Origin of the sequence: Helicobacter bilis (assembly GCF_001999985.1) — a bacterium.
In the GTDB taxonomy this organism is placed as follows: Bacteria; Campylobacterota; Campylobacteria; order Campylobacterales; family Helicobacteraceae; genus Helicobacter_A; species Helicobacter_A rappini.
Genome location: NZ_CP019645.1, coordinates 2,267,186 through 2,281,515, shown reverse-complemented (window position 1 = coordinate 2,281,515; position 14,330 = coordinate 2,267,186). Strand labels below are relative to the sequence as shown.

Genomic DNA, 14,330 nt, shown 5'->3' with positions numbered 1-14,330 from the left:
TTTGCTGTTTTGTTGAGATTATTTCGCGTATTATTTTCACTTTGGCAATGTCTCGACATAGACGCTTTGACTAGGAAAAGCAAAACTAAGGTTGCATTCCTGCACGATTGCCATGATTTTAAAGATTATATCTTCTCTTACTTCAAAATAATCTTTTTTTGAAACACTTTGTGTGAAGCATTCTACTAAAATATTTATTGAACTATCAGCAAGGGCTTCCACACAGACAAAAAGTCCGCTTTTATAGCCTAAGAAATCATCAAGGGAAATAATGTCTTTTCTTAGAGTCATGAGTTGTGTTTCTTCTTGATTATAGATTGGCGTTGTTACTACTTCTGGGTGGTCTAAAAGCATTTGTCTAATACTTGCTACACATTTTTTCAGCTTTGCTTCATCTGCATCATAAGTAACGCCTACACTCATTTTTATTCTTCTACCAGCTTTTCTGCGACTCCAATTGCGTATAATCTTCCCTGCTAATTCTGCATTTGGGACAAAAAGCAGGGCATTATCTGCGGTGCGAACGGTAGTTCTTCTTAGTCCTATTTCAACCACAACACCATCAACACCATTGCACTCAATCCAATCGCCTTGAGAGAAAGAATTATCAAATAAGAGCATAATGGAGGCAAAGAAGTTTGCAAGTATATCTTTTACTGCGAGAGCAACGGCTAATCCCCCTAAACCAAGCGAAGCAATAATAGCAGATACATTAAAGCCTAAATATTTTAGGATAAGCAAACATGCGATAATAATAATAACCGCATACAAGGCTTTTAATATAAGATTTATAATCTCTCGTCTAAACTCATTATTTCGTTTCTGCAGAATCTTTGTTAATAGCACCGTGCCATAGCTTTTCACTAAAGCTACCATAAACCATGCAACATTTACTATATACAAGATATTAAACCACGCTTCAATCTTTTCTGGCTGTAAATGCGGATAATACAGCACGCCGATACAAACACGCAAACTCCATGCAAGTAGAAACAATGAGATAGGTTGCAATAGATTTTTTTGAATAGCAGCATGCAAGTCTTTATCTTGATTTGTAAGATGGATAGCAAGGTCCATAAGATAGACGACAATCTTTGTGATAAGTTTGCGATATGCCCACAGGATAACAAAACATAAAAGCGATAAAACTATCTTAATAAAAACCAAATTCCCATGATTAACATTCATAAAGTTTGAGAGAAACTGCAGTGTCCATCGCATACAAGCATGTAGTATCGTATTTTGTGGCACAAGCTCATCTGCATGCCATTCTAAATACGAAACAATCTCAATGGCACTTGCGAGTGTGTTTCTGTATTTTTCTATTTGTAGTTTGAGATTTTTTTGCTGTTTTGTAGGGATTTCAGCTGATATATCAAAGGTTGTTGGCATGGCATTTAATGCTTGGAGTGTTGGCTGTATAATATCTACTACTTTTTGTTTTTGTGAAAAAAAGTCAATTTGCTTTCGCAAATTTTTAAAAAGCGTAGCTAAATGAGATTCTATAATAAGATTGTTTTTGGCAATTTCTTCTTTTAGAATCAAAGCTGCATCATGCTGGATTTTAGCATCATTTAGCTGCATGTCAATTCTCATTTGCATTTGTTTATTTTCATCTATATCAAAGCCTAAGCTTTGTTTTGTATTCCTAATATTAGCGATAAAGTTTTGGAGCAAAAGATTTTTTTGTGCGATTAATTCCTCTTTTTGCTTAAAATCATAACTCCCCTGTAATGTGTGAATCTGCCATGAAATATCTGTGATATGCTGAAACAATAGGGCTAAACTCTCAAAATGCAGGGGCAGAGATTCTGTATTAAGTTTTTCTTGCTTATTTGTATCTTTGCTTGTTATATCTTTTGCAAAGACAAGCACACAAATACTACAAAGCATTAAGAATGCACTGAGATAATAATGTAATTTTTTCATTATAGAATCCTGATTTAGAAAATTAGGGCATAAGCCTTGCGATAAAGCCTCTATCAAAACCCGCATAATCTTTATAAAAAGTTGGCTTATAACCCACATTTAAAAGTATCTCTTGCATACTCTCTTTTTGGTCATAGCCCATTTCACATATAAGAAATTGTATTTGCTTCTCTCTTGCTTGGAGGATAAGTTTTTTTAGAATCTCATCGCCTTTTTCACCACCAAAAAGCGCAATATGCGGCTCACATAGCACTTCTTGATTGAGTGGATAGCTATTTGCGATATAGGGCGGATTAGCAACTAAAAGTGTGATTGGTTTTCGCATGATAAGATAAGGTGAAGAAAGCAAGTCAGATTCTACAAAATCACAGCGATTTTCTAAACCAAGATTCTGTATATTATGCTTGGCAATATTTAATGCTTCCTTGCTAATATCAGTAGCGATCGCACAAGTCTCTTTTGCATGTGTAAGGATCGCTGCACTAATCGCACCGCTACCGACACCCACTTCTACAAAATGCGTAATATTATGTGCTTTGATAATCTCTAGGGCATGTTCGACTAAAAGCTCTGTTTCATGGCGAGGGATTAGCACCTTATTATCCACATAGAGTTCTAGATCATAAAAACTTGCTTTATTTGTAAGATACTCAAGCGGCACACCATTTTTACGCATAGCAAGTATTTTAAAATAGCGTTGCTTATCAAAGTCTGTAATCTCTTTTTTTGCGTTCGTATGCAACTCTACACGAGTCATATTTAAGATATGTCCTAATAGGATTTCAGCCTCATAACGCGGACTTACGATATGAAACTCTGGTGCTTTTATATCAAGTGATTGACGCACTCTATTACTCTCTTTTGGAGAATCTTTTGGTAATTTTTCATTCTCAAATGAGTTAATATCAGCGAGTAAAAATTGTGTTTCATATACAAGTTTTTTAAACTCTTCAAGATTCATATCTTTTAAAAATGCAATCGCAATACGCAATAATAAATCAATTTCCATCATGCAATCCCCCAAGTGCCTTAAGTCGCTCTAAAAGCGGTGGATGAGAATAGTAAAAAAATATATATGCCGGATGTGAATATGGAAAAGCCTTATTTTCATTTACAAGACGCACTAAAGCTTCACTAAGCGCCTTTTTACTTACGCAAGACGCACCAAAAGCATCAGCTCTATATTCTGCCTTTCTGCTAAAATAGCTTTGTATCGGCATAAATAAAAATGATAATACTGGAAAAAGCAATATAGCTAGTATAAGAATGCTACTATCTGTAAAAGGTAGTCCTAAATACAAACATAAAGGTTCAAAAAATAAACCCATAATAGCAAACATAGCAAATAAAATAGAACCACTTATTATGATATTTTGTGTTATATCGCCATGCTTAAAATGTCCAAGCTCATGTCCCAAAATCGCAATCAATCCATCTTCACTAATCTTATCTAGCAGTGTATCAAATAGCACCACTCGCTTCATACTGCCTAAACCGCCAAAATACGCATTCAGCCTACCATCTCTCCTACTTGCATCAATGACAAAAATCCCACTGCTATGGAATCCTGCATGTTCCATAAGTGTGGTAATCCTTTGACGAAGCAATTCATTATCTAAAGGTGTAAATTTATTAAACATTGGAGCAATAAGCGTGGGATAAACTAGCTGTATAAATACAAGAAATGCAAATACAACACAAAAGCCAACAAGCCACCAAGAACTAAGAGATTCCATAATCCATAGCAACAAGGCAAAAATGATACCAAGCAAAATCCCACTCACTACAAACATTTTTATGCCATCAAGCACAAAACCTTTTACACTTTGTTTATTAAAGCCATAATGAGAATCTATACGCTTTTGAGCGATACTAAAAGGTATATGAATAAGGGCGTGTAAGCCAAGAAAAGATAGAATCACAAGTAGATTTGCACCAAAACCACTTATAGGCAGCATATTATAAAATTGCGTAAGATAGGTAACGCCAAAGAATAGCCAAAAAACTAATGCAATAAAACTAAAAATATGCTCTATTAACGCAACCCTGCAACGAGTGATAGCATAACTTGCAGCAATGCTATAATCATGTGCGTTAAGAATAACTGGCTTCTTTGTGGCATAAGTTTGTATATAACGCATTTGCAAAATATTTAAAACTATCGCGGGAGTAACAAACAATAGCAAATACGCCAAAATCACAAGATACAATGCAATCTCCTTTTTGCAATAAAATCCCTTTTAACGCTAAAAAACCTTTAGTGTATTATAAATTTTTAAATATCACGCTAATACAATGCCCCATAAGTTATAATATTAATACTTTTTATACCATAATTCTCGTTTAGAATCTAAAAAATCTTATATATCGATTTCTCTTGGCCTGACCTAGATAACATATAATAAGATTATTATTAAGTATCAAAACAGAAAAATCTCACAAACAAAAGCAAATATTAAAGAATCCTTTGTGAAAATTTGTTAAAATTCAAAATTTTATAAACGCAAAAGGAATGTTATGGACCAAGCACAAAAAGACTACAAAGATACACTGATATTGCCAAAGACAGATTTTCCAATGAAAGGTAATCTTCCGCAAAAAGAGCCAGAGAGATATAAGAAATGGCAGGAATACGCATACAGCACAATGAGTAAAGCAAGAACAAGCTCGACAAGAACAAGCTTGAATAAAGTGAAGCAAAGTCAAACAAATCAGGGCGAAATCAATCCAAATGAAATTAATCCAAACAAAGCGAATCAAAACGAAACAAACACCACAAATAAGAATAAATCAAGCACAAATAACACATTTACACTCCATGATGGACCGCCTTATGCAAATGGGCATTTACATGTAGGACATGCTCTAAATAAGATTCTAAAAGACTTCATTATCAAATATCACTATTTTCAAGGTAAACAAGTGTTTTATACGCCCGGTTGGGATTGTCATGGTTTGCCAATAGAGCAGCAAGTAAGCAATGCTTATGAAGCAGAAAAAAAGATTCCAACCAAACTTGAGATTAGAGAAGCATGTAGAAAACACGCGGAAAAATTTGTGGAAATACAGAAAAATGAGTTTTTATCATTTGGTATTGTAGGCGATTTTGATAATCCTTATAAGACTATGAAATATAAGTTTGAAGCTGATATTTACCGCGCTCTTGTGCAAGTGGCAAAAGCTGGATTATTAACACAAAGAAGTAAGCCTATATTTTGGAGCTGGGCGGCAAAAAGTGCCTTAGCAGAAGCAGAAGTTGAGTATAAAGACAAGAGATCAGATTCTATATTTGTAGCATTTTCTCTGCAAACAAGCACTCTAAAAGCCCTAAATTTAGAATCTTTTAGTACAAAAGTAACCCCATATATGCTTATATGGACGACTACGCCTTGGACTCTTCCTAGCAATGTAGCCATTGCGCTAAATCCTAATGAATCTTATGTGCTAGTGAGTAATGGTGCAATAGTAGCTAAAAAACTTTATGAAAAATTGAAAGAAAGAGGGGTTATAGAAGGTGAGATTCTTACAACAATAGAATCTAAAAATTTTGAAAAACACTATGCTACAAACCCTTTAAATAATAGAGATTCTATGTTGATTCTAGCAGAGTATGTAAGCATGGAGGATGGCAGTGGAGCGGTGCATAATGCCCCCGGACATGGTGAAGATGACTACTTTACATGCTTAAAATATGACCTGCCTGTTATTATGCCTGTTGATGATTCTGGCTGTTTTGATGAGAGTATTATCACGCTAGGACTTTTTGAAAAAGAAGTGATAGATGAGTTTGTAGGCTCTCATATTTTTAAAGCACAAAAAAGAATACTAGAGATTCTAAAAGATAAAAATGCCCTGCTTCATCATGAAGAGATAGTGCATTCATACCCGCATTGTTGGCGGACAAATAAGCCAATTATTTTCCGTGCTACAAAGCAGTGGTTTATTCTCATGGATAAGCCTTACTATAATGGAAAGACACTGAGACAAGTCGCCTTGCAAGAGATTGAAAACACAAGATTCTATCCAAAAAATGGGATAAATCGCATAAAAAGCATGGTGGAAAATCGCCCCGATTGGTGTATCTCAAGGCAGCGAGATTGGGGTGTGCCTATCGCATTTTTCATAGATAAAGAAAGTGGTGAGCCTATGTTTGAAGAGATTCTAACAAGTCATATAGAATCTTTATTTGAATCTCATGGCTGCGATGTATGGTGGGAGAGAGAAATCATTGATTTACTGCCCGATTCTTATAAAGATAAGGCAAATTTATATGAAAAAAACATGCACATTTTAGATGTATGGTTTGATAGCGGTAGCACTTGGTTTGCCGTGCTAGATAGTAAGGATTATAATAGCGGACACGCCCCTGCTGATGTATATTTGGAGGGGAGCGATCAGCATAGAGGCTGGTTTCAAAGCTCTCTCTTACTAGGTTGTGCGATAAATCATAAAGCCCCCTTTAAAAATATCATTACACATGGTTTTACCATTGATGAAAAAAGTGAGAAAATGAGTAAGTCAAAGGGTAATGTCCTTGCCCCAAGTAAGATTATTAGCGAAAGTGGAAGTGAGATTTTGCGACTTTGGGTAGCCCTGTCAGATTATCAAAATGATGTGAAAATATCGCAAAATATCCTAAAACAAGCGAGTGAAAACTATCTTAAATTGCGAAATACTATCCGCTTTCTACTTGCAAATACACAAGGGCTAACAAAGCTTAGCTCTAGTGAGAATTTTAGCATCATTGATGAATGGGTATTGCATGAAGCAAAGCAGGTATTAAATGAAGTAGATACTTTATTTAGTGAATATGAGTTTTCAAAAGGATTCCAAGTTTTAAATGGCTTTATCACGGCAACTTTAAGCGGAATCTATTTAGATATTTGTAAGGATAGCTTGTATTGTGATACGATAGATTCTAACAAACGCCTTGCAATCCAAAGTGTGTTTGCAATATTGGCAAATAATATCTTGCATTTACTTGCACCATTTTTAACTTACACTATTGATGAAGCACTTGATTATGCACCTTTTGTGATTAAAGGTGAGGCAAAAAATGTGTTTGAGTTAGAGAAATTTGCTATACCAAACTTTAGTTTTAGTGAAGAAAAACAAGAAAAAATCAAGCTATGTTTAGCCCTAAGAAGCCTATTTAACGAACAAGTTGATAAACTCAAAAAAGAAAAAGTGCTAAAATCAAGCCTAGAGTTAAGCCTATCCCTACCAAAAGAATGCGAAAATAGCAAGGATTTAATCGCAGATTTTCTAATGGTGAGTGAATGCGTATGTGAAAAAACTAATAGCGACATACTCTTTAGCATTAACTTCGATAATAAAACCTATCATGTCTATAAAGCTACAAAAGAGAAATGCCCTAGATGTTGGCAGTTTAAAAAAGATTCTAACATGGAAGTATGCGGTCGTTGCGATGAGGTGCTATCGTTGTTGTAAAATAAGTAGTATCATGGAGTAAAAAAGAGTGGTTATTTTTGTAAAAATTAGATTCTGTTGATTGTCATATACGATATTTTGAGAAAGACAAAATATCTTTATTTAAGTTTATTATAAAATTTAAATTTTTTTTATAAAATCACATATCTAAAAAAGGCAGGTTTATATGGAGAAAATAAAACAGAATCTAAAAAGCATTATTGTAGGTAGCATTGTTATCATCATAGCAATTTCGCTTTTTTTGTATGTGAAGAATTCAAATTTTTCATTTGAAGAAAGCATTAAATCTTTGTGGGAAAATCATGTGCAAGATTGGGGCTATGTGATTTTGTTTTGTTGGAGTATTTTGGAGGGAGAATGGGGGCTTTTACTCGCAGGGATTGCAGCACATCAAGGGCATTTAGATGTGTATTGGTGTATCTTTATCGCGGGGCTTGGAGGCTTTACAGGAGATCAAATCTATTTTTACATAGGTAGGCTAAGAAAAGAGTATGTGCATAAGAAATTTCGCAGTCAAAGGCGTAAATTTGCCCTTGCAAGTAGGCTTATGCAAAAATATGGCTGGCCCATTATTTTCGTGCAAAGATACATGTATGGTTTAAGGACAATCATTCCTATAAGCATTGGTTTGACACGATATTCTGCCCTAAAGTTTGCTTTAATAAATCTTATATCAGCGTGGGCTTGGGCAGCTATCACAATCGTTCCAGCGTGGTATTTTGGTGCGGAAATACTTGATATTATCACAAGTGTTTTTGCAAAAATCAAAGAGAATCTATTATTATTTGCTATTTTATTAGCTATAATTGTAGGCTTTATTGCCACATTTATATGGTGGAGAAAAAAACACACTAAGGAAAAACGCTAATGCAATACAATTCTAAAGTCAATCTAGTCATAAGCAAAGAGGAAAAAGGCGCTAAGATTCTATTTGTTGATAAGACAATGTTAGAAGATTCTAAAAATAGCAAAAAAATCCCTGATTTCACGCTATTAAAAGAGCGTGGTTATAAGGGTAGTGGTGTATTTTTTGCTCAAAGCAGCAAGATTCTATATATAGGTTTAGAAAATAAAGAGACAGAAAGCTATGCAAATGCGATAAGCACAGCATATAAATCTATGAAAAATCTTAAGTTAGATGAAGTGAGTTTGTCTTTTAGAGGCTTAGATGAGAGTGTGCAAATTGCCATTTTGCAAGGCTTTTTACTTGGTAGTTATGAATTCAGTGGCTATAAGCATAAAAGAGATGATGAAGCGGATTCTAAGATTACAATCCATTGTATCGGCTTAAAAGAGAGTCTTTTAGAGCAAGTAAGTATTATATGTGCTAATGTGAATTTTGTGCGTAATGTGGTAAATACGCCACCAAATATCGCAAACTCAATATTTCTATCTGAACTCGCTCAAAATGAGACTATAAAACTAGCAAAAAAATATAAAAATGCCGAAATAAATGCAACTTTGCGTAGTAATTCATACATGGAAGAACAAAAAATGGGGGCATTTCTAGCGGTAAATCAAGCCTCAAACTATCCTGCATATCTAGCTCACCTAAGCTACAAGCCTAAAAAGCCAAAGAAAAAGGTTGTTATCGTAGGTAAAGGGCTAGTGTATGATACAGGTGGATTGAGCCTAAAACCTGCTGACTACATGACGACAATGAAAGCTGATAAAGGCGGGGCATGTGCGGTGCTTGGTGCGTTTTTAGCGGCGGTGCAGCTAGGACTTGATGTCGAATTACACGCAATTATGGGGATAACAGATAATGCTATCGGTAAAAATGCCTATCGACCCGATGATGTGCTAATCTCAAGGGAGAAAAAGAGTATTGAGGTGAAAAACACTGATGCGGAAGGCAGATTAGTATTGGCTGATTGTTTGAGCTATGCACAAGATTTAGATGCGGATATTATCATTGACTTTGCGACACTTACAGGTGCGTGTGTGGTGGCACTTGGGGAATATACAAGTGGCGTTATGGGCTTTAATGAGAAGTTAAAACAGCAATTTGTAGAATCTGCCTTGAAATCCGGTGAATTGGCTCATACATTGCCCTTTAACACGCATTTAAAAAAGCTTATAGAATCTAAAATAGCTGATGTAAGCAATACTTCAAGCTCTCGCTATGGCGGGGCTATTACTGCGGGATTATTCTTGGCTGAATTTATTAGAGAAGAATATAAGGATAAGTGGCTACATATCGATATCGCAGGTCCTGCGTATGTAGAGAAAGAATGGGGTGTAAATCCTTATGGTGCAAGTGGCATTGGTGTGCGATCTTGCGTTGAGTTTTTACAAACGATTGTTTAACTTTGCAAGGATTATGTATGAATAAAATTGCATTTGTTATCCCATTACATCCAAAGCATTATAGCCTTGCACACACTTTTATGCAGAGCTTCATGCTGTGTAATATTAACAAACAAGCTGATTTGTGCTTTGTGTTTAGCTCTAAAGAAGATTCTAAAAGCTTTGATGTTTTTCTAAATAGAGATAATAATGTTAAAAATGTTGCTATGGGGGGGGGGGGGGGTAATTGCCCTTATGATAGCATAGTATTATCACCAAACATAAAAGTTGATATTACAATAGACACAAATGCACTGGGCATTGTGAATGTAAAGAAATTTTATGCTTTGATTGAATTAAAAGATAAATATGATTACATTGTGATTTTAGATTCTGAATGCGTGATTATTAAAGAAGTGGATGTTTTTGCCTTATGCGAAAAATTTTATACCGATAAGATTCTATATGGCAATGAAACATTGCCCAATTCTACATTTTTCAATGTGAATAATATCTACAATATATCAAGGCGATATTTTTTAGCCCATAAAGATTTTGATAAACTTGATAGTAACCTATATTTATGGTTTAATCAGCTTTGTATTTATAAATGCGAATATTTAAATGAATTTTTCCAAGTTACACAGATTCCAAAGTATCTATACATGCAAACATTTTGGGATTTTGACTACTATATTTTTATGTATTATCTTATTTTGTATAAAGGCTTTGCGGTCCATAATATGGAGGTCGTAGCACCGGCTGGTGCATTAGAATGCGAATATTTCCATCCTAAAAATAATAGCAAAAAAATATACACGCTGGAAGTTATGGTATGCCATCAAGCACTTTATGAATATCTCAATAGGGAATATATCTTTGTTATACATCATTTAGACCGCATAAGTAGTGAAACTTTTTATGCCTCTTTAGATGAGATTGAAAACTCACTGCCTTATCGCTTAGGCATGCTTTATGAGACTTGTTGTAAGAAAAGGTTAAATTATTTTAGCTATCTAAAATTAGCATGCAAAAGCCTTACACTTTATAAAGCACAACGGCCGGAAAATAAAAAAGTGGGTGGCGTAATAGATTATGACACGCACACTAAGATTCAGAATATAAAGCAAAGTGATATATATAAAAGAGGTTTATCCTTAGAATCTCTCTGTAAAAAATACACAGAAAAGCAATGCAGTAATTTAAGGGCATGTATTCGCATGGCATATAAATTGCTAAAACAAAGATTTCAATAAGAGAATCCAATATATTTGCAAGTTCTATAAACTTAGCATGTTTTAAGAATCTAACTCCAAAACATACTCATGTTTCATGCTTTTTGGTATAGTTTTTAATGTTGGGATTTGTAAGACTTTATATTGATGTGTTGATTCCAAAAACTTTAAGGTAATAATGTCATTTACTTTGACTTCTTTTGAGCTTTTTGATACCACACCATTTACAAGCACAACACCATTAGCACACATATCTTGGGCTATTGCTCTTCGTTTTGTAAGATTGACTGCATTTAAGAATTTATCTAATCGCATATTTTTCCTTATATTTACTATTAAAAATTTAGCTTCCTGTCATTTTAAGCCATAGACTAAAAATCTCTTACAGAATCTAAACTTTGAGTTGTTTTGTTGCACTTAGCATGACAAATTGTTTTAAAATCTAGATTCTATACACTTGCAAATGAAATAGATTCTAAAACTTAGAATCTATAAGTTGCTCCCACTTGACCCCCAGCATTTAAGGCATGATAACTTGAAGTATAAGTAACCAAAGCCATAGCATTAAAGCTTAAATGCTGTGTTGCAAAGTAGTCAATACTAGCATTTACATTAAATCTCAAAGCATTTGTGCCTAAAAAAAGCGGTGTAGATTGTGGTAAGAGAGTAAAGACCCCAGCATTATTTTTTGAAAAAAGATTTGATAAAGCTATATTAATAGAACCCAGCATATAATCCCCCCTATAAAAAGTCTTTAAGCCAATATCAACAAGCCCTGCGACACTCACTTCATACACACTGCTAAAAGGCGTAATAAGAGAAAAGCTAATAAATGGGCGAAATACATATTGATCATAGAAAAAATCAATACCAAAAAAGCCTTGAAATAGCATGTTATTTACTTGACTACTTAAAGCCCCAAAGCCTATATCAATGCCAAATACCCCATGTGCTACGACATTTTGTATAGGCAAAGGCACAGAAGTATTAGCCCCTAGATTTGAGCCAAAAAAGAAAGAGCTATTTTGTGTGGCTTGTGTCGTAAGCAAAGCATTCCCAAAAGCAATATTAGCAAATGAATCTAGCTGAATCTTTTTCCATGCAAAAGGATGTCGATACTGCGTATTTAAGCCATTATACATTAAAGTTTGTGTATCGCTTAAGCCAAGTGTGCCTGTGTAGGCTAGACTAGCTTTTTTATATGTATTTGTAAAAAGCGGATTGTGTTCCCTATACACATCTTCTTTAAAAATATGCGTTTGTTTAGAATCCTTATCTGCCTCTTCATTTGATTCTTCCTTATAGATTCCCTGTATATTTGCGGCAAATACTGATTGCATACATATACATAAACATACGCTTATAAATTTTAATCTCATATTACCCTCCATTACTCTATCCACCAATAATGATATATGCTAAAAGGTGAAGCATAAGGTGGAAAAATATCTGGCATTCTTATGTCATGCCTTAAAGCGATACGAAAGCTAGGGCTATAATAATGCGGCACAACATAGAATCCCCATAGTAAGATTCTATCCATCACATGTAAAATCGCTATGCGTTTATTATAGTCTGTCGTTTGATTAAGCAAAATAATAAGCTTATCAATCGCCTTATTTTTCACACCAGAAAAATTCCTTGAGCCTTCCATATCCGCACTCATTGACGAAAAGAAAAAGTCTTGTTCATTTCCCGGAAAAAGGCTTTGTGGTATCAAGCCCACAATTATATCATAATCAAATTGTTTTACTCTATTTTCATATTGAGCTGAGTCTGTTAATCGTATATCAAGGCTAATGCCAAGTATTGCTAGATTTTTCTTAAAAGGCAGCACCATGCGTTCAAATAAAGGTGAGTTTAGTAAAAGCGTGAGTTTCACTGGCTTATTATTAGAATCTAGCAGCCTATTTTCTACTACTTTATATCCTGCTTCTTTTAAAAGCTTTTGTGCGTATATGAGATTTGCTCTTTTTGAATGTGGTGCTTTTGTGCTTGGATTCTTATAGACTTCATGTAGTAAGCGAGGATTTATAGAATCTTTATAGTCTTTTGTTATTTCAAACTCTCTTGTGCTTTTATTATAGTTTAAGATTCCAAGTGATTGTAATATCTCTATTTCATCTTTAGAATCTCTTAAGAGACCATTTGAAGCATATATTGAGTTTTCATAATAGCTTTGTGTGCGTTTATATTGTGAGTAAAATAGATATTCATTGCTCCATTCAAAATCAAAGCATTGAAGTATCGCTTCCCTTACTCTTATATCATTTAAATGCGTTCTTCTTGCGTTAAGATAAAAGCCCTGCATACCCGCTGGTAAGCCATGTGTTAAAGTGATCTTTTTAAATCTTCCTGCATTAAGGCTACTTCCTTCATAGTCATTTGCCCATGCTTTTGCCTGTGGCTCAAAGCGATAGTCATAATTCCCCGCTAGAAATGCACGCAAAGCGACATTTGCGTCTTTGTAATATTCAATTGTGATTCTATCAAAGTTATATGCCCCAACATTTATCATTAAATCTTTCGCCCAATAATTCTTATTTCGTTTATAAGTAATGTATTTATTTATCTCAAAAGATTCTATTATGTAGGGACCACTGCCAAGCGGTATGCGTAAGGGCTTTTTGCCATATAGATTCTCATTATTTTGTAAATAGAAGTGTTTTGGGATAATGTGTAGTTGCGTAAGAATAAAGGGTAATTCTTTATTTTCATTATGTTTAAAGATAAATTCAATAATATTTTCACTCACCACAACCGCTTCTTTCACATCAGCATAATAGCGAGATTGAGTGGGATCGCCTTTTTGCATAAGCATATCAAAGCTAAATTTTACATCACCAGCACTCACCTTGCTATCATCGCTGAATCTTGCCTTTGGGTTTATCATAAATCTCACGCCACTATTATCATTTGCAATGCTTACTTTTTCTGCTATAAGTGGATATATCGCATAAGGCTCATCATAGCTTTGTGCCATTAAAGTATCATAGACTAAATCAAGTGAATCTGCCTTACTCCCCTTCAATACAAATAAATCTAGGCTATCAAAGCCACCAAGCCCCATAGTCTTAAAATCCCCACCCTTTTTTGCTTGTGGATTGGCATAGGGTAAAAATTTCGCATTTTCATGCTTTGGTATCATATCCATAGCAATAGCACTATGCCATGTGGTATAAAGATCAGAGCGACTTTTCGCATAAACGCATACACTAAAAAGCATAATAAAAGAGAGAATAAATATAGAAAATCTAGCATATCGCATAAAAATATTTTGTAGCATTTTTTACCTGATAATTTTTGTTTTGAATATAAGTGTTTATTATAATGTTTTTCTGTGTATAACTTTATATATGAGAGTAAATAATATGATTGTGGTATGGAATCTTTTGCCTATAATCTTTTGTATTTGGCAATATCGCA

General features: G+C 34.3%; 10 protein-coding genes. 4 read left to right on the top strand and 6 right to left on the bottom strand.

The genetic code is table 11. The features are described from left to right. Window positions 1–36 precede the first annotated feature (36 nt). From XJ32_RS10235 to XJ32_RS10225, 3 genes are read right to left on the bottom strand one after another with little or no spacing between them, the layout of a single operon-like run. On the bottom strand, window positions 37–1,929 hold the full coding sequence (locus XJ32_RS10235) for a mechanosensitive ion channel family protein (protein WP_077389544.1): 1,893 nt from the start codon (window positions 1,927–1,929) through the stop codon (window positions 37–39). A 22-nt stretch (window positions 1,930–1,951) separates the two neighbouring features. Continuing rightward, the gene (prmC, locus tag XJ32_RS10230) at window positions 1,952–2,941 is read right to left on the bottom strand and encodes a peptide chain release factor N(5)-glutamine methyltransferase (RefSeq protein WP_230455633.1); all 990 of its coding nucleotides are present in this window, start codon (window positions 2,939–2,941) and stop codon (window positions 1,952–1,954) included. Continuing rightward, window positions 2,928–4,130 (bottom strand): M48 family metallopeptidase, encoded by a 1,203-nt coding sequence (locus XJ32_RS10225; protein WP_254422538.1) that lies wholly within the window; start codon window positions 4,128–4,130, stop codon window positions 2,928–2,930. The genes prmC and XJ32_RS10225 overlap by 14 nt, the downstream gene beginning before the upstream one ends. Before the next feature lie 316 nt (window positions 4,131–4,446). On the opposite strand from XJ32_RS10225, the gene ileS reads away from it, so the two are divergent. The 4 genes from ileS (at window position 4,447) to XJ32_RS10205 (ending at window position 10,925) form a co-directional block, all read left to right on the top strand. Further along, window positions 4,447–7,380, top strand: coding sequence for an isoleucine--tRNA ligase (gene ileS / locus XJ32_RS10220; protein WP_077389538.1), 2,934 nt, complete (start codon window positions 4,447–4,449; stop codon window positions 7,378–7,380). A 166-nt stretch (window positions 7,381–7,546) separates the two neighbouring features. After that, window positions 7,547–8,248 (top strand): DedA family protein, encoded by a 702-nt coding sequence (locus XJ32_RS10215; RefSeq protein ID WP_004088026.1) that lies wholly within the window; start codon window positions 7,547–7,549, stop codon window positions 8,246–8,248. Further along, window positions 8,248–9,690 (top strand): leucyl aminopeptidase, encoded by a 1,443-nt coding sequence (locus tag XJ32_RS10210; RefSeq protein WP_077389535.1) that lies wholly within the window; start codon window positions 8,248–8,250, stop codon window positions 9,688–9,690. The genes XJ32_RS10215 and XJ32_RS10210 overlap by 1 nt, the downstream gene beginning before the upstream one ends. A gap of 17 nt (window positions 9,691–9,707) precedes the next feature. Continuing rightward, complete coding sequence (locus tag XJ32_RS10205) at window positions 9,708–10,925, top strand: hypothetical protein (protein ID WP_077389533.1); 1,218 nt, start codon at window positions 9,708–9,710, stop codon at window positions 10,923–10,925. A 42-nt stretch (window positions 10,926–10,967) separates the two neighbouring features. On the opposite strand, the gene XJ32_RS10200 is transcribed toward XJ32_RS10205, so the two are convergent. The 3 genes from XJ32_RS10200 to XJ32_RS10190 form a co-directional block, all read right to left on the bottom strand. Further along, on the bottom strand, window positions 10,968–11,219 hold the full coding sequence (locus XJ32_RS10200; RefSeq protein ID WP_005218393.1) for a S4 domain-containing protein: 252 nt from the start codon (window positions 11,217–11,219) through the stop codon (window positions 10,968–10,970). A 167-nt stretch (window positions 11,220–11,386) separates the two neighbouring features. Further along, on the bottom strand, window positions 11,387–12,283 hold the full coding sequence (locus tag XJ32_RS10195; protein WP_254422366.1) for a hypothetical protein: 897 nt from the start codon (window positions 12,281–12,283) through the stop codon (window positions 11,387–11,389). Window positions 12,284–12,294: 11 nt separating this feature from the next. Beyond that, window positions 12,295–14,190: an extracellular solute-binding protein gene (locus tag XJ32_RS10190; RefSeq protein WP_254422365.1), complete on the bottom strand. Its 1,896-nt coding sequence runs from the start codon at window positions 14,188–14,190 to the stop codon at window positions 12,295–12,297. Window positions 14,191–14,330: the final 140 nt, after the last annotated feature.